Origin of the sequence: Polynucleobacter sp. MWH-UH24A (assembly GCF_018687475.1) — a bacterium.
Classification (GTDB): Bacteria; Pseudomonadota; Gammaproteobacteria; order Burkholderiales; family Burkholderiaceae; genus Polynucleobacter.
Genome location: NZ_CP061292.1, coordinates 1,418,942 through 1,436,794, shown reverse-complemented (window position 1 = coordinate 1,436,794; position 17,853 = coordinate 1,418,942). Strand labels below are relative to the sequence as shown.

Annotated in this window: 18 protein-coding genes; 15 read left to right on the top strand and 3 right to left on the bottom strand. The window is 47.3% G+C overall.

Annotated elements, in window-relative coordinates; all coding sequences use genetic code 11:
* Positions 1-256 precede the first annotated feature (256 nt).
* The 10 genes from ICV32_RS07490 (at position 257) to ICV32_RS07445 (ending at position 8,871) form a co-directional block, all read left to right on the top strand.
* Positions 257-1,516, top strand: a complete 1,260-nt coding sequence (locus ICV32_RS07490; RefSeq protein ID WP_215369691.1) for a flagellin — start codon at positions 257-259, stop codon at positions 1,514-1,516.
* A gap of 73 nt (positions 1,517-1,589) precedes the next feature.
* Entirely contained in the window at positions 1,590-2,003 is a 414-nt protein-coding gene (locus ICV32_RS07485; RefSeq protein ID WP_215369687.1) for a flagellar protein FlaG, read from the top strand.
* Between the two features lie 131 nt (positions 2,004-2,134).
* Positions 2,135-3,361 carry a flagellin gene (locus tag ICV32_RS07480; protein ID WP_215369689.1) on the top strand — a complete coding sequence of 409 codons (1,227 nt, stop codon included), beginning with the start codon at positions 2,135-2,137 and terminating at the stop codon, positions 3,359-3,361.
* A gap of 73 nt (positions 3,362-3,434) precedes the next feature.
* Entirely contained in the window at positions 3,435-3,848 is a 414-nt protein-coding gene (locus ICV32_RS07475) for a flagellar protein FlaG (protein ID WP_215369687.1), read from the top strand.
* 57 nt (positions 3,849-3,905) lie between these two features.
* On the top strand, positions 3,906-5,618 hold the full coding sequence (gene fliD / locus ICV32_RS07470) for a flagellar filament capping protein FliD (protein ID WP_215369685.1): 1,713 nt from the start codon (positions 3,906-3,908) through the stop codon (positions 5,616-5,618).
* 9 nt (positions 5,619-5,627) lie between these two features.
* Entirely contained in the window at positions 5,628-6,074 is a 447-nt protein-coding gene (gene fliS / locus ICV32_RS07465; RefSeq protein ID WP_215369683.1) for a flagellar export chaperone FliS, read from the top strand.
* Between the two features lie 124 nt (positions 6,075-6,198).
* A complete protein-coding gene (locus tag ICV32_RS07460; protein WP_215369682.1) occupies positions 6,199-7,233 on the top strand; it encodes a hypothetical protein in 1,035 nt (344 codons plus the stop codon).
* A complete protein-coding gene (locus tag ICV32_RS07455) occupies positions 7,230-7,520 on the top strand; it encodes an EscU/YscU/HrcU family type III secretion system export apparatus switch protein (protein ID WP_215369680.1) in 291 nt (96 codons plus the stop codon). Before ICV32_RS07460 ends, ICV32_RS07455 begins: the two co-directional genes overlap by 4 nt.
* A 71-nt stretch (positions 7,521-7,591) precedes the next feature.
* Positions 7,592-8,131, top strand: coding sequence for a hypothetical protein (locus ICV32_RS07450; protein WP_215369678.1), 540 nt, complete (start codon positions 7,592-7,594; stop codon positions 8,129-8,131).
* A gap of 134 nt (positions 8,132-8,265) precedes the next feature.
* On the top strand, positions 8,266-8,871 hold the full coding sequence (locus tag ICV32_RS07445) for a glycosyltransferase (protein WP_251371835.1): 606 nt from the start codon (positions 8,266-8,268) through the stop codon (positions 8,869-8,871).
* Here the strand turns inward: ICV32_RS07445 and fliE are convergent, their stop codons facing one another.
* The 3 genes from fliE to ICV32_RS07430 are packed head-to-tail and all read right to left on the bottom strand — an operon-like array spanning position 8,872 to position 11,910.
* A complete protein-coding gene (gene fliE, locus ICV32_RS07440) occupies positions 8,872-9,204 on the bottom strand; it encodes a flagellar hook-basal body complex protein FliE (RefSeq protein ID WP_215369677.1) in 333 nt (110 codons plus the stop codon).
* A 56-nt stretch (positions 9,205-9,260) separates the two neighbouring features.
* Positions 9,261-10,730, bottom strand: coding sequence for a sigma-54 dependent transcriptional regulator (locus tag ICV32_RS07435; RefSeq protein WP_215369675.1), 1,470 nt, complete (start codon positions 10,728-10,730; stop codon positions 9,261-9,263).
* Between the two features lie 13 nt (positions 10,731-10,743).
* Positions 10,744-11,910 (bottom strand): PAS domain-containing sensor histidine kinase, encoded by a 1,167-nt coding sequence (locus tag ICV32_RS07430; RefSeq protein ID WP_215369674.1) that lies wholly within the window; start codon positions 11,908-11,910, stop codon positions 10,744-10,746.
* Between the two features lie 190 nt (positions 11,911-12,100).
* Between ICV32_RS07430 and fliF the strand changes: the two genes are divergently transcribed.
* The 5 genes from fliF to ICV32_RS07405 are packed head-to-tail and all read left to right on the top strand — an operon-like array spanning position 12,101 to position 17,784.
* The gene (gene fliF / locus ICV32_RS07425; protein ID WP_215369672.1) at positions 12,101-14,065 is read left to right on the top strand and encodes a flagellar basal-body MS-ring/collar protein FliF; all 1,965 of its coding nucleotides are present in this window, start codon (positions 12,101-12,103) and stop codon (positions 14,063-14,065) included.
* A gap of 13 nt (positions 14,066-14,078) precedes the next feature.
* Complete coding sequence (fliG, locus tag ICV32_RS07420; RefSeq protein ID WP_215369670.1) at positions 14,079-15,176, top strand: flagellar motor switch protein FliG; 1,098 nt, start codon at positions 14,079-14,081, stop codon at positions 15,174-15,176.
* A complete protein-coding gene (locus ICV32_RS07415; protein ID WP_215369669.1) occupies positions 15,163-15,921 on the top strand; it encodes a FliH/SctL family protein in 759 nt (252 codons plus the stop codon). The genes fliG and ICV32_RS07415 overlap by 14 nt, the downstream gene beginning before the upstream one ends.
* Positions 15,902-17,338, top strand: a complete 1,437-nt coding sequence (locus ICV32_RS07410; protein ID WP_215369667.1) for a FliI/YscN family ATPase — start codon at positions 15,902-15,904, stop codon at positions 17,336-17,338. Before ICV32_RS07415 ends, ICV32_RS07410 begins: the two co-directional genes overlap by 20 nt.
* Positions 17,335-17,784, top strand: coding sequence for a flagellar export protein FliJ (locus ICV32_RS07405; protein ID WP_215369665.1), 450 nt, complete (start codon positions 17,335-17,337; stop codon positions 17,782-17,784). The genes ICV32_RS07410 and ICV32_RS07405 overlap by 4 nt, the downstream gene beginning before the upstream one ends.
* The last annotated feature ends 69 nt before the right edge of the window (positions 17,785-17,853 follow it).

Here is a 17,853-nt window from a genome sequence, read left to right as displayed (position 1 = left end):
TAATTTTTTGCATTTGTTAAGAAATCTCCGAAATAAGCCCATTTATCTAACAAGTAGATATTGCCAATAAGTGTGTTTACTAAAGATAGGTAAATAAATATCTATATAAATCAATGGTTTAAGTTAATCCCATCAAGATTAATAAAAAATTCCTAATCTCCCCTAAACACTTTCCCCCGTGTTGCCGTTATTAGAAGTACAGAGCCATTGATTTGGCTAATTAATTAATAACCTGAAGTAAAAGGAGTACTTAAATATGCCGACCGTCATTAATACCAATATGGCTTCTTTGCTCGCCCAAAACAGCTTATCGGGTGCGCAAAATGCCCTCGCAGGCTCGGTGCAACGCCTTTCTTCGGGTTTGCGGATTAACGCTGCCAAAGACGATGCAGCTGGTTTAGCGATTTCGCAGAACATGCAATCGCAAATCAATGGCATTAACCAATCAATTCGCAATCTCACCGATGCGACCAACCTAATTCAGACGGCCGACTCCTCCTTAGGCACTGTCCAAGATATGCTCTTGCGCATGAAGACCTTGGCGGTTCAAGGCTTTAATGGTTCGCTATCGTCGCAACAGCGTAGTAACTTAGTGGACGAACTCCGTCAACTCAACGATGAGATTAATAACACTGCGATTCGCACCCGCTTTAACGGGAATAACTTGATTGTGAGTGATGTGGCAACAACTCCATCAGCAAATACATTAAGTCTTACGAGTGCAACATTTACAGTTAGTTATGACAAAAATAGCACTCAACATAATGTAGAATTTGAAGGTTTGTATACATTAGATTCAGTAAATGCAACAACATTAACGATAACAGACCGTTTTGGAAATATTGATACTGCTTCAATAACGAGAACAAGCCCGATAAATTCGACAAGTAGTTCAAGTCAAACTATAAATGCAGTATTTTCTGATTTTGGTTTAACAATTAATGCAACAATTACAAACACAAGTTCAATGGTGGCGGATTTCATAACTGGGTTGGATGGTGATACTTTAACTTTACAAGGCTCCGCCTCCGAGGAGTACACCTTCCAGTCGGGTCCAGATAATTCAGCTCTAACGACGTTTAATACGATTGATGTAAAGACTTACGGTACTACCGGCATAGCTAATTCAAAAATGACGGTGATTGGCGATACTTTAACCTCTGGTGGGTCTTTATATACAGCCCAGTCAGCGTGGTTGGCGAATAGTTCCGCTACCGCTGTGAATACTTGGGATAACGCATTTAAAGATCTCTCCGGATACCTTGACGATGCGATTGATTGGATTTCTGATAAACGCTCAGTCTTTGGCGCCCAGATTAACCGCATCGCTTACATCTCAGAAAACTTAGAGGCGTACACCACGAACTTACAGTCCACCCGTTCAGCAATTATTGATACCGACTTCGCTGCCGAGACTGCACGGTTAACAAAGGGACAGATCATGCAGCAAGCGGCTACTGCGATGCTTGCCCAGGCAAACCAAATGCCAAATGTGATTCTGTCTTTACTCAAGTAAGCTAAGCATGCTGGGGGTTATCCCCCAGTTGCCTAGAGGATGAAGAAGAAACAGAGTTTAGGGAGTATTTGGGATGAGCGCAGTTAATAACATCAATGTAGGAGCAAGTGCTGTGGTAACGCCCGCTATGGCGCACCCCAGTGCTTTGCCCCAACCACAAACGCCCACCAGTCCTGCCCCCGTTGTTGCCGATTCGGAGATTGTGGCAAAAGTTGCCAGTACCGTGATCAAACCTTCAGGGGTCAATGAGGCAGCCCAGCCAACCCGGGAGGTGGTGGAGAAAGCCGCTAAAGAAATCCAGGCCTTTGTGCAAAAGATGGGCCGTAATCTTAACTTTTCAATCGACGAAACAACGGGTTATCACGTGGTACGGGTAGTCAATCCGGATACCGGAGAACTCATTCGTCAGCTTCCCTCCGAAGAACTTCTGAAGATCGCCCGGGACTTTGAACGTATGAATAACGTTCTAGTCAGTCAGAGGGCTTGAGAACCAATTCATTCGAAGTGGTAGAAGACATATTCCCCTAAACACTTTCCCCCGTGTTGCCGTTATTAGAAGTACAGAGCCATTGATTTGGCTAATTAATTAATAACCTGAAGTAAAAGGAGTACTTAAATATGCCGACCGTCATTAATACCAATATGGCTTCTTTGCTCGCCCAAAACAGCTTATCGGGTGCGCAAAATGCCCTCGCAGGCTCGGTGCAACGCCTTTCTTCGGGTTTGCGGATTAACGCTGCCAAAGACGATGCAGCTGGTTTAGCGATTTCGCAGAACATGCAATCGCAAATCAATGGCATTAACCAATCAATTCGCAATCTCACCGATGCGACCAACCTAATTCAGACGGCCGACTCCTCCTTAGGCACTGTCCAAGATATGCTCTTGCGCATGAAGACCTTGGCGGTTCAAGGCTTTAATGGTTCGCTATCGTCGCAACAGCGTAGTAACTTAGTGGACGAACTCCGTCAACTCAACGATGAGATTAATAACACTGCGATTCGCACCCGCTTTAATGGAAATAATTTGATTTCGAGTGATGTGGCTAGTTCTGGAGGCACTACTTCTGTTAATATAACTGGTACTACGGGTGGAAGCGCTACAATTACTGCTAGTAAAACCGTTGAAGGCGATTACACATTCTCGGCATCTAATGGAAAATTGATAGCTAGCAATGGTAGAGGAGCAACAGATACAGCTACTCTAGTACAAGTAACTTCTAGTAGCGTTGCTAGTTATTACTTCAATGACTTTGCCATAGAAATTACCGTTACAGGTGGTAGCGGTACAGCCGCTACTATTGCTAACCAAGAAACAAATCTTGCAACACTAACTTTGAATACTGAAGGCTCCGCCTCCGAGGAGTACACCTTCCAGTCGGGTCCAGATAATTCAGCTCTAACGACGTTTAATACGATTGATGTAAAGACTTACGGTACTACCGGCATAGCTAATTCAAAAATGACGGTGATTGGCGATACTTTAACCTCTGGTGGGTCTTTATATACAGCCCAGTCAGCGTGGTTGGCGAATAGTTCCGCTACCGCTGTGAATACTTGGGATAACGCATTTAAAGATCTCTCCGGATACCTTGACGATGCGATTGATTGGATTTCTGATAAACGCTCAGTCTTTGGCGCCCAGATTAACCGCATCGCTTACATCTCAGAAAACTTAGAGGCGTACACCACGAACTTACAGTCCACCCGTTCAGCAATTATTGATACCGACTTCGCTGCCGAGACTGCACGGTTAACAAAGGGACAGATCATGCAGCAAGCGGCTACTGCGATGCTTGCCCAGGCAAACCAAATGCCAAATGTGATTCTGTCTTTACTCAAGTAAGCTAAGCATGCTGGGGGTTATCCCCCAGTTGCCTAGAGGATGAAGAAGAAACAGAGTTTAGGGAGTATTTGGGATGAGCGCAGTTAATAACATCAATGTAGGAGCAAGTGCTGTGGTAACGCCCGCTATGGCGCACCCCAGTGCTTTGCCCCAACCACAAACGCCCACCAGTCCTGCCCCCGTTGTTGCCGATTCGGAGATTGTGGCAAAAGTTGCCAGTACCGTGATCAAACCTTCAGGGGTCAATGAGGCAGCCCAGCCAACCCGGGAGGTGGTGGAGAAAGCCGCTAAAGAAATCCAGGCCTTTGTGCAAAAGATGGGCCGTAATCTTAACTTTTCAATCGACGAAACAACGGGTTATCACGTGGTACGGGTAGTCAATCCGGATACCGGAGAACTCATTCGTCAGCTTCCCTCCGAAGAACTTCTGAAGATCGCCCGGGACTTTGAACGTATGAATAACGTTCTAGTCAGTCAGAGGGCTTAGAGTGGCATAGTTTTTGCTTAAATAAAAATACTCTAGGCAAGACTATTAGGAAAACTTATGGCAGTTAACTCTACAAGCGGAGCCGGTAGCTCATCGATAGCTCAAATTGATGTTGCGGCAATTGTTGATCAATTAATGAAAATTGAGAACAAGCCGCTTGATCAAATCAATAAAAAAATAGAAAAACAAACCACAGTCATTAGTGATCTCGGTGTTATAAAAAGTAAGATGTCAGCTTTTGCTGATTCTTTGTCAGCGTTTGAAAGTGCTAGCTCATACAACACCACAAAAGCTACCTCAAATAGTCCAGAAACTATTGCTGTAACTTCATCAAATGGCGCAAAATCCGGAAACTATACTTTAAGTGTCACTGCTTTAGCTCAAGCAAAGCAATATGTAAAAGATGGCATTAGCTCAAAAACAGCCCCAATAGCCAGCCCAATTTCAATCAACATAAGTCGTGAGACAGCTAACGTTACATTTGGCAACTTAGACCCAGGCGAAACTATTATTTTAGGCGGTAGAAAATTTACTGCAGGTAGTGGAGGAGCTTCAGCTGACGTTGTTCGAAGCGCTTTTATAGAAGATATTAATTCAACATCGGGGTCAGTTGAAAGTGGAGCTTATAGTGGGAGTTTTTTAGGGGCAATTACAAATTGGGAGGTTAGTAATGAAGATCCTGATGGCGAAGCGTTAAATGATAACGAATTAAGATTTGTATCGAAAAAATCTGGAAACGTCAGTAACTTACAAAATTCTGGTACTGGTGAAGCAACAATTTCAACTGACTATAGCTCTACGAAAAGTTATTCATCTGCATCATCAAGCCTGCCAGTGAATGACATAAGTAGCCTCGTTAGATGGGTAAACTCGCTTGGTGAAAATATTTCAGCAAGTCTTATTGCAGAAGATGTTGCTGAAAATTCCTGGACATTAATGATACAAAGTGCCGAAAGTGGATTATCAAATGATTTTGAAATTACTGGTTATACATTTAATCCAGCCCTGGAAAGATCGGCGGAAGACGCTGCGTTCAGCATCAATGGCATTGCTCTAACGCGCTCAACAAATTCTATAAATGATGCTATTGAGGGCTTAAATATTGACCTTTACAATACAACAATTGGAGAATCTACAGTATTAGTCCAAGTTAGAAATGATTCAGCTGACTTCAGTAAAGTTGTTGAGAACTTAGTGGCGAGCTATAACGATTTAATTGCTACACACAAATCGATGACAGCAAATAGTTTGACGACCAGCACTCCTGGAACATTTGCTTCCGATCCCTCTACGTTATCTTTTATTAATGAGGTCAAGGCGCGCTTTTCTAAAGGTATTTACTACGGAACTGATTATGCCAATCAATACAGTTTGAGTAGTCTTGGTATCAATATGCAATTGGATGGTAGTTTAAAGTTTGATAAGGCCACCTTTTCAACTGCTGTTAATAACGGACTTCAAAATATCTTACGCAATGGGGTCAGCATTGGTTATCAGGAAAATTTAGGGGGAGCCTCATCCACCTTAAATGATTTCCTGAATAATTATTTGAAACCCGGTGGCTATTTTAGGGATTTATTAACATCCCAAACTCAAACAAGCTGGACTCTTTTAGATCAACAAGAGAATATTCAATCGCGTCTTGATTCGATTCGCCAACGTTATATCACTCAGTACTCAGCATTAAATGCACTTCTGTATCAATTGAGTTCCACTAGCAATGCCCTTGGCAGTGCATTGGACGCGCTAAATAATCAAAATCAGAATTAAGGATCCTTTATGCCTATGAAATCAGCGTTAGCATATGCGTCTAATGCAGCGGAGACAGGGGTTGCTTCTGCAGAAGCTGGTCAATTAATTGTTTTGGTTTATGAGCGAATTTTTGACCATTTAAAAGTTGCAAAAAAAGCCCTCGAAGAGGGGGGGTACGGTGTCGAGTCATTTTCAAAAGCACATGACTTAATTCAACAGGGTTTATTAGCCTGTTTGGATTACAAAGATGGTGGAGAGGTGGCTCAAAATCTTGGTGCTATTTATGAATGGTCATTGCGGGAAATTCTCAGTGCACGTCTGAGTAAGTCGCCACAAAAGGTACAAACAGTCATTGATACATTAGCCCCTCTTTATGAGGCATGGGTTGCTCTCGCTCCCAAAGAGCCCATCCAAACCTTAAGGCCCTTACCAGCTGATCAGTCTTTGATGGCATTGCGACCAGCCGCTGCTTAATAACTGATTGCTTAGAAGTCTTTGCGCACGATTGTGGCATAACACAACCAGCTAATTTAGCCGTAATATAAGCGTATGCGCCAATTACGGGGTTAGGGTGCGCAGTGAGTCCTAAGGGGTCAGGATGGCAATCCAAATACCGACGACCGGAATACCAGCTAATCCAATTGTGGAGTTTCACAAAAACGATCTGGTGAACCCACCCGCTGCCCCATCGGTCATTGACAATCTTAAAGCGATTGATCCCCGCGTGGCTCTGAACATGCCACTGCCAGTCACCGACACAAACCAAGGCGCGGCGATGCAATCAGCGATTCAGAATGCGGTACTTAAAGGAAGTCAGCTCGCTGAGCCTGAAATTAATCAAGCGGTGCTGCTTGAGCTTTCTAAGACCCAGTCACAAATGAACCCGGCTACTGCCGCGGTGGTAGCCGATGCCAAATCAAGCTTAGCTCCGAGTCTTAGTCGACTTGATAGCCTTGGAAGTGCTGCCTTGGGACAGTTGTTATCGAACATCTTAGATGCCGATGAGGTGGACCCCACCTTGGCACAAAAAAATAAGCTCAACACAGCCATCGTGAACTGGCCATCAACCAATCGTGAGGTAGCCCTTGCTAGCGACCCCCGTGTGGCGATGAACGTTTTGTACCAAAATCTGCAAAATTCGGGGCTCTTTGCTGGCGAACAAATTAAGAAGTTACTCATGCCTGCCGCGCTGTCAATTGCAGAAGATATCGAGACCATGCCCGATGGGGATGTGGTCCAACAAGCCACAACCCTATTGGGTCAGATGAACTCGGATACACCCCAAGTACGCGATGCAGTCAAACTCCTCTTGCGCGGGGATCTTGCTTGGTACGGTTTGGTGTTACCCAATGTGTATGCGTGGATTGAGCGCGAGGATGCTTGGCAGCAAAGCGCCGAAGATTCAGCGCAAGTGGTGAAGGGAGCTCGCATTACCATGGAGATGGAGTTTCCGCATTTAGGAAAGATCAAGGTAATCGGTACGCAATTTGGCGAGGTGGTCAATCTCACCATCGAGACCAGCTCGGAGACAAAGGCCATATTAGCCAATCAATTGACGACCCTGAAAGAGCAGATTCGGGAGCGAGTGCAATCGCAAACCCATGTGGCAATCCATGATGAGACAGCACCATGACACCCAATCAACCCAATAAAGTTCTAAAGGCAGTTGCGCTCAAGTATGAACTCAATACCAGCGCACCGCGTGTGACCGGACAAGGCGAGGGTTACGTCGCTGAAGCCATTTTGGCAAAAGCCAAAGAGTTTGGAATCCCAACTCGCAATGAGCCCGAACTTGTTGAGTTCTTGATGCAATTAAAACTAAATGACGTAGTACCACCTGATTTATATGCTGCGGTGGCAGAAGTTCTAGCATGGGCCTATGAGATTGATGGTAAAGCAATTCCTGAAAAAAGTATTTAGGTGGAAACTATTTTTAAAATTTCTTGATTCAATTATCATCTAACCAGTTAAATTAAATCAGTTAAAACGTTATGCTTGATACCATCACTAATGATTATCTCCAACAGCAACGTAGATTACATCAAAATCCAAATTACGGACTTGCGTCCCTTAGTTTTGCCCCAATTTTCGCAGATGTTATGCGACAAACAGGGTGTTCTTCTGTATCCGATTATGGAGCAGGTAAAAAACGACTATTAGAGGGGCTTCAAAAAGCTGGAGTTAACCCTTCGCTGTATTTACCCTATGACCCAGTATTTCCAGAATATGGGGAGCCCCAAAGCGCAGATTTGGTTTGCTGTATTGATGTTCTTGAACATATTGAGCCTGAATTAATAGACAACGTAATCTTAGAGTTATCTAACATAACTACAAAACTAGGATTTTTTTCAATTCATATGGGTCCAGCGGGAAAGACATTGGAAGATGGCAGAAATGCTCATTTGATTCAAAAACCAAGCTCATGGTGGCTTAAAAAGTTCATAAATTACTTCGAAATTCTTCATCTTCAAACACATCAGATGATGGGGAATGGTATATGGATACTTGTTACGCGTAAGGAAAATATTTGATAAATATTTCATTGTGGTTGATAGTAGAAATAAATTAGCAATTTTTTTTTAAGGAAATTTCTATTAGTAAAATAAAAATCACCGTTGGCTTTGATCAATCCGAAGCGATTGCATACCATGCCTTTTGTCAAAGCGTGATTGATTGCGCTACTGTTCCTGTGGAGTTTTTGCCTCTCGCAATCAATACTTTGGTAAATTACCGAGAGACCCATACGGATGGTAGTAATAAATTTATTTATTCACGCTTTCTTACTCCGTATCTCAATCAGTTTGACGGCTGGGCAATTTTTGCTGATGGCGACATGATTTGTCGGGAAGATATAAAACAGCTTTGGGATTTGCGGGATGAGCGTTACGCCGTTATGGTCGCCAAGCATGATTACCAAACCAAGGCAACCACAAAATATTTCGGAAATAAAAACGAAAACTACCCACGTAAAAATTGGTCTAGTTTAATTTTGTGGAATTGTGCCCACCCTGCAAATCGCATCCTGGATCCAGCCTTTATTCAAAGTCAACCTGGATCATATCTACATCGGTTTTCCTGGCTGAAGGACGAAGAAATTGGCTCCTTACCTCTGGAGTGGAATTGGTTAGCGATTGAGTATCCGGTTAATCCTCAGGCAAAACTAATTCACTACACCCTTGGCACGCCCTGTTTAAAGGATTACGAGCAAACGGACATGGCTAATTATTGGAAAGAGGCGTACGCACGATCCCAAGAGGGTATGGGCGACTAATTAAACCTGCAGACTGGTAACTTCTTTATAGGCATCAACCAAACGGTTACGAACCGCGATCATGCCTTGCAGAGAAAGATTGGCTTTTTGGAGAGAAACGATCACTTCTTCTAAGGAAGTGTCAGAATTACCGGCAGAAAATGCCTGTGCTTTGGCTTGAGCAGCATTTTGGGCACTGTTGACATTCTCAATGGCATTTTTGAGAATGTTCTGAAAATCTACCCCGTTGGCGGATTTCACCTCATTAGACGCAGGAGCACCCGGCAAGCCATTCATCGCAGCTTGCATGGCCTGCATTCTTGCCATCATCGAATCAAGGTTCTTCGTGTCCATGTCCTAATTATTACGAGCTTTATTAATTAAATCAATACTTTACTTAAATAATTTACCTACTTATCCACCTCAAAACCAGCCTCCTTGTAGGACTTGAGCTTGTACCGCAAAGCACGCTCAGAAATGCCTAAAATTTGGACCGCTTTACTGCGACTCCCGCCCACCTGGGCCAACACTTTGAGGATATGTTCCCGCTCTACCGAGTTCATATCGCTTGCCGAACCGACTGCATTGGGCTGAGTCATTGAATTAGAAGCAATATTTGTGCCATTTTGCGGGTTTTCCCTTGACTGAAGTGAGGAACCACTCGCATTGCTACTCGCTAGGGGACTAATTTCTAGGTGTTCGGCCTCGATCGCATCGCCATCGCATAGTAGGACCGCACGTTGGATGATGTTCTCAAGCTCGCGTACATTCCCGGGCCAGTGGTAGGTGGGCAAGACCGCCAATGCCGAGGGCCCAAAGACGAGATCATCGCGACCAATGTTTAAGCGATAGCGTTTAAGAAAGAATTCAGCGAGGGGCAAAATATCGCCCGAGCGTTTATGTAGCTCCGGAATATGAATTGGGAAGACCGCTAAGCGAAAGTACAAATCCTCCCGAAATCGTCCCTCTTTCACTTGCTCTTCTAAGTTGCGATTGGTCGCCGCAATAATGCGCACATCTACCTTAATGGGCTCCGGAGAACCTAAGCGCTCCACCAATTTATCTTGCAAGACCCGCAATAGTTTGGCTTGTAAAGGGGCGGGCATTTCACCGATCTCATCAAGAAACAAGGTGCCACCATCGGCTTGCTCAAACTTACCCGATTGGGATTTGGTGGCACCAGTAAACGAGCCTTTCTCATGACCAAAGAGAATGGACTCTAAAAGCGTATCAGGAATCGCCGCGCAGTTGAGAGCAACATACGGACCCGCAGCACGTTTGGAGGTGAGATGAATGTGATGCGCGATGATTTCCTTTCCAACCCCCGAGCCACCCGTGATTAAGACGCTGGTATCGGTCTTCGCCACGCGCTCGCAACGAGCGAGTGTATGGATCATGGCAGGATCCACCGCAATAATTTCGGGGGCGGGACGGTGACTGGGCTCTGGAGTTTCTTTAGCAACCGGTGCAAGCGCTTGGGGTTCTATTTTGGCCGATGCAAGCTGAGGCGCGCGATAGCGGGTGATGATTTCAATTAATTGATCGGGCACAAAGGGCTTGATTAAAAAATCACGCGCTCCGGCTTTGAGCGCTTCAACAGCCAACTTCGCATCAGCAAAAGCGGTCATGACAATCACTGGTAGATCCGGAATTTCTTTGGTGGCTAATCTCAGCAGATCCAACCCATTCATACCGGGTAAGCGGTAATCGGTGATGATCACAGTCTTCAAACCCGGTTGCAATAAGGGTAAAACGGTCTCAGCGCGTTGATGGGTCACAAACTCAATATGATTGAGTCGCAAGGTGACGGCAATGGCCTCACGCAAGTCTTCATCGTCTTCAACCAAAATGACAGGAAAGTCGGAATGGGGCGCAGTCATGATGGCATCAATTCTAGAGGGAGTTCATTGAAGGTAAGGTAATAGTAAAGCGCGCACCACCGTCGTAGTTTTCTGCATGAATCGAACCGCGATGCGCTTCAAGAGCATTTTTAGCAATCGCTAATCCAAGACCCGTGCCGCTGGAGTGACCCGTGGAGAAGGGCTCGAACAAGGACTCCAGCATGGCGTTGGGGATGCCCGGGCCTTGATCATCAATCACGATGGTGACGCGCTGATGATTTCCACTGGCTGTGATCGAAATGGTTTGACCGGCTTCGGAGACCTCCAGGGCATTTTCTAAAATGGCTAAGAGCGCGTTCACAATCGCTTGCTGCTCGACATTCACCAATTGATCTTTGGCAATGCTCATTTGCGATCGCAGTGTTACTCCTTTTTCTTCACATAAGGGCCGGATTCCTTGCTCTGCCGTTTGCAAAATACTGGTAATCGGAACGAGTTCGGATTTACGGGGCCGATTGGTAATGAAGCGCAACATGTCTTGCGAGAGTTTTTCAAGACCCAAGAGTTGTTTGCGAAGGCGCTGGGCAAATTCTTGGGACTCATCAGCAGCAATCTTGCCATCGCATAAATGCGATGAGTACAAGAGCGCAGTTGCCAAGGGAGTACGAAATTGATGCGCAATGCTGGCTGCCATCTTGCCCATCGCGGCTAAACGATTTTCTTGTTGCGACTGTTGATGCAAACGAATGTTGGCTGTAATGTCTTGGATTTGCACAATGCTGCGGGTGCCCTCGTCTATGCGCACAAGTTGAATGGTGCGCCGACCCTCGGCGTTTTCAATTAAATACTCACCCGGCGCGATCGAGGGTTGCCAATCGAGCGGCAGGGTCAGCGCCTTGCCAATCACAATGGTTGGCAAAAAGTTGAGTACGGAAGGGTTGTGCAACGACACCAGGTTGTTCTCCAGCAAAACGACCCCGGCGGGGATGGCGTTGAGCAAAATACCTAGGCGATGGTTCGAATCGTAGAGCTCTTGGGTGAGCTGGTTAATTTTCTCTTGTAAATCAGCCTGTTGCGATTCAAGCTTCTTGGATTCTTCGTAAAAAAGGGCAAAGGCCTCCGCTAACTGGTTTGGCATCATCTGAGCGGACTCATTGGGGGGCTCAGAGGGGCTTGCAGCGGGCATGCTTGAGGGTAAATGGGGAGGGGAAATCGGCAAAATTTTCCTAGAAATCGGCAATATATGTTATAGAATATCAACATTTAGTGGTTTAATGATAAAAATATTCCGTATATAGTTGTTTTGGGTCGTTTTTGACAGTTCTGTGAACCGTGAACGACCTAGGGAGACGGTCTGATTTCATTAGGTAAAAAGCGGTAATTGATTGATTTAATTTAGGAATCTGCCATTGAGCGACGAAGCTGTACCAGGTTTGCAGGGAGATGGTAAAGATGCTGCTGTAGTCAATATTGGCTCCAACAGCGCGGCTTCTGCACCCCCTGCGGCTGGAATGGCAGCGATTGCAGCCCGGGCAGCCAATGCTCCCGCGAAGACAGCGACCCCCGCCAAGCTGCGCGAACTGATTTTCCGCTTTAGCTCCCTCAATCTCCAGCAACGTCTCATCGTTCTCGCGGCCGGAGTTCTATTCCTGGCGGCCATTATTTTTGTCTCGCTCTCAAACCGCAAAGACGATTACCGGGTTCTGTTTTCGAGCATTAATGAGCGCGATGGTGCGGCGATCGTAGCTGCCCTACAGCAAATGAATGTGCCCTACAAATTTACCGAGGGCGGAGCGGCGATCTTAGTGCCCGAGTCATCGGTTTATGAAACGCGCTTGAAGTTGGCCGGACAAGGCTTACCTAAAGCGGGTAACGTTGGCTTTGAGTTGCTCGAAAACCAAAAAATGGGAACCAGCCAGTTTGTTGAGCAAGTCAACTACCAGCGTGGTTTAGAAGGCGAGTTGGCGCGCAGCATTAGTTCCCTCTCGCAAGTCAAATCAGCGCGCGTGATGCTCGCGATTCCAAAGCAAACTGCCTTTATGCGTGAACAAGAAAAACCCACTGCTTCGGTGGTGGTGACCATGCACCCTGGGCGATTCTTGGATAACCAACAAGTTGCGGCGATTGCCAATTTGGTGGGCTCATCAGTCCCCAATCTTGGTCCAGCCAATGTCACGATTGTGGATTCGGAAGGAAGCCTGCTCGCCCCCAACCCACAACGCTCGGTCGGCTTAGATAGTACGCAATTGAAGTACGTCGCTGAACTCGAAGGCGCTTTATCAAAGCGCGTTCAAGCAATCCTAGAACCCGTAGCCGGTAAAGAAAATGTCCGCGCTCAGGTAACCGTGGATATGGATTTTGGCGAACTCGAGCGCATGGAAGAAACCTTTGGGCGCAATACCCCGCCCAATCAAGCGTCGATTCGTAGTCAGCAAAGTAATCAAGGCTCAAGCGGTAGCACCGGCGCTTCTGGGGTGCCTGGCGCACTTACCAATCAGCCCCCAGGACCTGGGCAGGCACCGCTCAATACCCAAGCCGCTGGTAACAATAATCCACAAAATCTCAATGCACCGCCTGGTAATACCGGTAGTGGTGTGACCAATACTCGCAATGACAATGTTATTAACTACGAACTTGATCGTGCAATTCAGCGGATCAAGGGTGAAAAAGGCAAAGTGCGTCGTGTATCGGCAGGCGTTGTTGTGAACTTCAAACCTGGCGGGGTCGATAAGGATGGCAAACCCCAAAAGCCGGTGGCGTATACGGCCCGTGAACTCGAGCAAATTAATAATTTAGTGAAAGATGCGATTGGCTTTAACGAAAAAAGAGGCGATAGTGTTAGTGTTGCCAATATTTTGTTTCGGACTGAGGCGAGTGATGAGCCACCGTTTTACAAACAACCTGGGGTTATCGAACTTAGTAAAGAGCTCTTTAAGTTCCTCATTATTGTGGGTTCCCTGGGCATCCTCTTCTTTGGTGTTGTGAGGCCACTCTTGTTCCCACCGAAAATCGACCAAGCCTTGGAAGAACAGCGTATTGAAGAAGAGTTTGACGAGAAGATCAAAGCCGAGATGGAAACCATGTCGCCTGCTGCGCGTGAGAAGCGCCGTATGGAGGTTGAGCTTGAGCGTGAGCGTCGACGCATTCAGGAAGAGGAAGAGCGCATGCGAATCGAGGCCGAGAAGAAAGCCGAAGAAGACTCTCGCAAACGCATTGAGGAAGAGAAGAAAGCCGAGTACGATGAACTTTTGGCCTATGCCATTGAGTTTGTCGAGAGTAACCCCAAAGTGGTCTCCGGCATCTTTAAAGAATGGCTGGCACAAGATGCCGCTAAAACCAATGAAGCCAATGCCGCTGCTGGCGGCGCAGCGTAATCGGTAGAGTCCTATGCCAGAAGAGAACGTAGAAGCCCCGAAGACACTATCGATTGCCGATGCTCTCAAGGAGGGCGTCAAAGGCGCGTCGCAATCGGGCACGATCACCTTTAGCGATCTTGATGGTGCTTCCAAAGCCGCCGTGATTTTGCTTGCAGTTGGTGCTGAATCGGCAGCTAACGTTTTACGTCAAATGACACCGTTTGAAGTGCAACGCCTCTCAGGCAAGATGGCCGTTGTGAAATCACTCAGTCGTGATTTGGTATTGCAGGTACTGCGCGAGTTTAAAGATGTCACGGCCAACAATGCGCAAGTGGCGTTTGATACCGACTCCTTCATGCAAAACATGCTGACCAAAGCCATGGGTGCTGAAGGAGCCTCGGATCTCTTGGGTCGCTTGGAGTCGACCCTGGATATGTCGGGTATTGAAACACTCAAGCGGATGGAATCCGACGTTTTGTATGAGATGATCAAGAACGAACACCCGCAGATTATTGCCACGGTGATGGTGTTCTTGGATTCTGCGCAAGCCGCATCGGTCTTAAAATTGTTCCCAGACGAGTTGCGCAACGAATTGATTTTGCGCGTGGCGCTTCTTGAGAAAGTTCAACCTGCTGCATTGAAGGAGTTAAACGAGGTGATGTCACGCTCTGCTGGCCCTGATTCGGATTTCCGTCGCAGCACAGTGGGCGGCATTGTGCCAACCGCCGAGATCTTAAACATGCTCTCTGGCGGGCTCGATAAGATGGCGCTAGATACCGTTCGTAACTACGACGCAGAGTTGGCGGATGCGATCCAAGAAAAAATGTTTGTGTTCGAAGATTTCTTGGAAATCGAAGACCGCTCTTTACAAACCTTGTTACTCGAGGTTCCCCAAGATACTTTGGTGATCGCACTCAAAGGTGCCAGCCCCAAATTGCGTGAGAAGCTCTTTAAGAATATGGCCAAGCGCGCTGCCGATGGCGTGCGTGAAGACCTTGAGACACGACCACCTGTGAAGATTCAGGAAGTCGAAGAGATGCAAAAAGAAATCATCCGCGTGGCCCGTGCACTTGCTGAAGAGGGTCGCATGATCATGGAACGAGGTAAGCAAGGCGATGCCTTCCTCTGATCCGGATTCCATCCCTTTTCGGTGGGAGGTTCCCTCGTTTGATCCTCCTAAACCCCCTAAGCCACCTAAAAATCCTCCGGTTCAATACCCCACGGTCGAAGAAGTTGAAGCAATTCGAGCCAGTGCATATCACGAAGCGTATGAGCTCGGATCCAATCAGGGGTTTATTGAAGGCCGTGAGAGCGGATACAAAGAAGGTCAGGCCAAAGGCTATGAGGAGGGTTATCAAAAAGGCTACCTCGATGCCCATGGCGAGACCAATCGCTTACACGATGCACTCAAAGAGCTACTCCAAACCTTAGACGGATTTCCTGAGGCGATGGCGCAACCTCTAACCCAGTTGGCCTTTGAGATCGGCGCACGCTTATCTGCCAACGAGTCCATGGAACGAGCCCCTTTTGTGGCTGCCGTGCAAGAGGCATTGATGCGTTTGCCTCGCCCCGGTGAGAGTTTGTTCTTGCGCATTCGACCCGAAGAAATTGCGACCTGGAAAAAAATTGTGGATGATCCCGGCTTGCCATTTACCTGCTCGATCTTGCCTGATGCGGATGTGCAGTTTGGTCATGCCTATGTGGAAGTCGCTGGCGCACGAATCGATGTTGGTCAGGAAGCACGAAAGGCCTTAGTGAGCGCCGCCCTCGGATTAGCAGATGCCCCATCACCCACCGCGGAATTACCTAGCGTGCCAAACTCATCGAACTCAACTGAACAAAATACAAACGTCGATGACCAATCAACTTCTTGAATTTGCCGAGCAGTTAAGCGATGTGCGGGAGCACTTAGCAGTCACTCCACGCTCGATTCGGGAAGGCAAATTAAAACGGGTCTCCGGAATCGTGTTAGAGGTGGAGGGCTTGCCATTAAGTATTGGATCCAGCGCGACGATTGTTTCGCAGGCAGGGGATCTCAGTTTTGATGCCGAGTGCATTGGCTTTAATGGGGGTATTACCTATTTGATGCCGCTTGACCAAGTCGAAGGCATTGCCCCAGGTGCCTTGGTTTATCCAGCGAGTACTCCGGTCGATTATGGGGGTGGCTACACCACCAAAGTCGCGACCAAACCACTACCAATTGGCGAAGCATTATTGGGTCGGGTCGTCGATGGCTTGGGCCGACCGATTGATGGCAAAGGTGATGCTTCGCAAAAAATGACAAGGCAAGCCCGAACCATCCTAAATCCGCTCGATCGAACTCCCATTCATGAACCCCTCGATACCGGAATTCGGGCGGTGAATGGGTTGCTTACGGTCGGTCGCGGTCAACGCGTTGGCATTTTTGCTGGTTCGGGCGTGGGGAAAAGTGTATTGCTTGGAATGCTAGCCCGTAACTGCGTGGCCGATGTGATTGTGATTGGTCTTGTGGGAGAGCGTGGTCGTGAGGTTCGTGAGTTTTGTGAAGAGACGCTTGGCCCAGAGTCCTTTAGTCGTGCAGTTGTAGTCGCAGCACCCGCTGATGCCTCGCCACTGGCCCGATCTAAAGGTGGATCGTATTCCACCGATGTGGCAACCTGGTTTCGGGATCAAGGCAAGCACGTTGTGCTAATTGTGGATTCATTGACGCGGTATGCCATGGCGTTGCGTGAAATTGGTTTGAGTTTGGGCGAAGCGCCAGTTGCAAGGGGTTACCCACCAAGTGTCTTTGCCCGCATGCCAGAGCTCGTTGAGCGCGTCGGCAATGGCGCCAATCCCGATGGCTCCATCACTGCCTTCTATACAGTGCTCCTTGAAGGAGATGACACTAACGATCCAGTGGCCGATACCGCACGTGGAATCTTGGATGGCCATTTCTTCTTATCCAGAGAACTAGCCGATAGCGGACACTACCCAGCCATTGATATTGAGAAATCAATTTCCCGAGTGATGCCCAAGGTGTCTTCGCGTGAACACTTAATGAGCGCTCGTCGTGTTAAACAACTCTATAGCCGGTATATGCGTGGCCGGGACTTGGTCTCCATGGGCGCCTATGTGGCGGGCAGTGATCCAGAGCTCGATGCCGCATTGCAAATGTGGCCCAAGATTAAGCAATTTTTGCAACAAGATATGGATGATCGTGTGCCCATGCCCGAAACCCTCGTCGAACTCGAAGCGATTGCACCTAGCCAAGTGGATCCAGCGGCCAACCCCAATTCGAGCCCTGCCCTTCAAAACATCCGCCGCGTATGAACACCCTTGAACTTCTTTTGCGACTAGCCAAGATTCGGGAGGATCAGGCCATGGCCAATGCCAGACGGGCGACTGGGCAGGTTAATCAAGCCCAAGGCTTTCAACGCCAAGTTTTGGACTATGCCAAGGACTATGAAAATCAGATTATGGAAGGCGCAAAAACCGGTACATCCGTTGCTTTTATTCAGGATGCCAATGCGTTTCGGGAAAAATTACTCCTTAGTTCTGCCGAAATTAGCAATCAAATCAAAGGCTTATCCGTAAACTCCGAACAAGCCCTCAAAGTCGCCATGCAGGCCAAACTCCGCTCCCAGGGGCTTGGCAAGCTGGTTGCCAAAGCCCACCTCGAGGCCCGTAAGAAGCTAGCCCGGGCAGAGCTTGCCCAGCTTGAGGATGGCTATATGGCACGCTTTAATCGCAACTCTGGCACGGAAAATGCTTATTAAAGGACATCCTTTATGGAGAACGTATGTCTTTTGCAAACGCGGTACCTACTAAGCATAGCCTAAGCCAGC

Bases quoted from the DNA above. Each gene is read 5' to 3' on its own strand.
- ICV32_RS07490 (WP_215369691.1), top strand. From the start codon at position 257: ATGCCGACCGTCATTAATACCAATATGGCTTCTTTGCTCGCCCAAAAC.
- ICV32_RS07485 (WP_215369687.1), top strand. From the start codon at position 1,590: ATGAGCGCAGTTAATAACATCAATGTAGGAGCAAGTGCTGTGGTAACG.
- ICV32_RS07480 (WP_215369689.1), top strand. From the start codon at position 2,135: ATGCCGACCGTCATTAATACCAATATGGCTTCTTTGCTCGCCCAAAAC.
- ICV32_RS07475 (WP_215369687.1), top strand. From the start codon at position 3,435: ATGAGCGCAGTTAATAACATCAATGTAGGAGCAAGTGCTGTGGTAACG.
- fliD (WP_215369685.1), top strand. From the start codon at position 3,906: ATGGCAGTTAACTCTACAAGCGGAGCCGGTAGCTCATCGATAGCTCAA.
- fliS (WP_215369683.1), top strand. From the start codon at position 5,628: ATGCCTATGAAATCAGCGTTAGCATATGCGTCTAATGCAGCGGAGACA.
- ICV32_RS07460 (WP_215369682.1), top strand. From the start codon at position 6,199: ATGGCAATCCAAATACCGACGACCGGAATACCAGCTAATCCAATTGTG.
- ICV32_RS07455 (WP_215369680.1), top strand. From the start codon at position 7,230: ATGACACCCAATCAACCCAATAAAGTTCTAAAGGCAGTTGCGCTCAAG.
- ICV32_RS07450 (WP_215369678.1), top strand. From the start codon at position 7,592: ATGCTTGATACCATCACTAATGATTATCTCCAACAGCAACGTAGATTA.
- fliE (WP_215369677.1), bottom strand. From the start codon at position 9,204: ATGGACACGAAGAACCTTGATTCGATGATGGCAAGAATGCAGGCCATG.
- ICV32_RS07435 (WP_215369675.1), bottom strand. From the start codon at position 10,730: ATGACTGCGCCCCATTCCGACTTTCCTGTCATTTTGGTTGAAGACGAT.
- fliG (WP_215369670.1), top strand. From the start codon at position 14,079: ATGCCAGAAGAGAACGTAGAAGCCCCGAAGACACTATCGATTGCCGAT.
- ICV32_RS07415 (WP_215369669.1), top strand. From the start codon at position 15,163: ATGCCTTCCTCTGATCCGGATTCCATCCCTTTTCGGTGGGAGGTTCCC.
- ICV32_RS07410 (WP_215369667.1), top strand. From the start codon at position 15,902: ATGACCAATCAACTTCTTGAATTTGCCGAGCAGTTAAGCGATGTGCGG.
- ICV32_RS07405 (WP_215369665.1), top strand. From the start codon at position 17,335: ATGAACACCCTTGAACTTCTTTTGCGACTAGCCAAGATTCGGGAGGAT.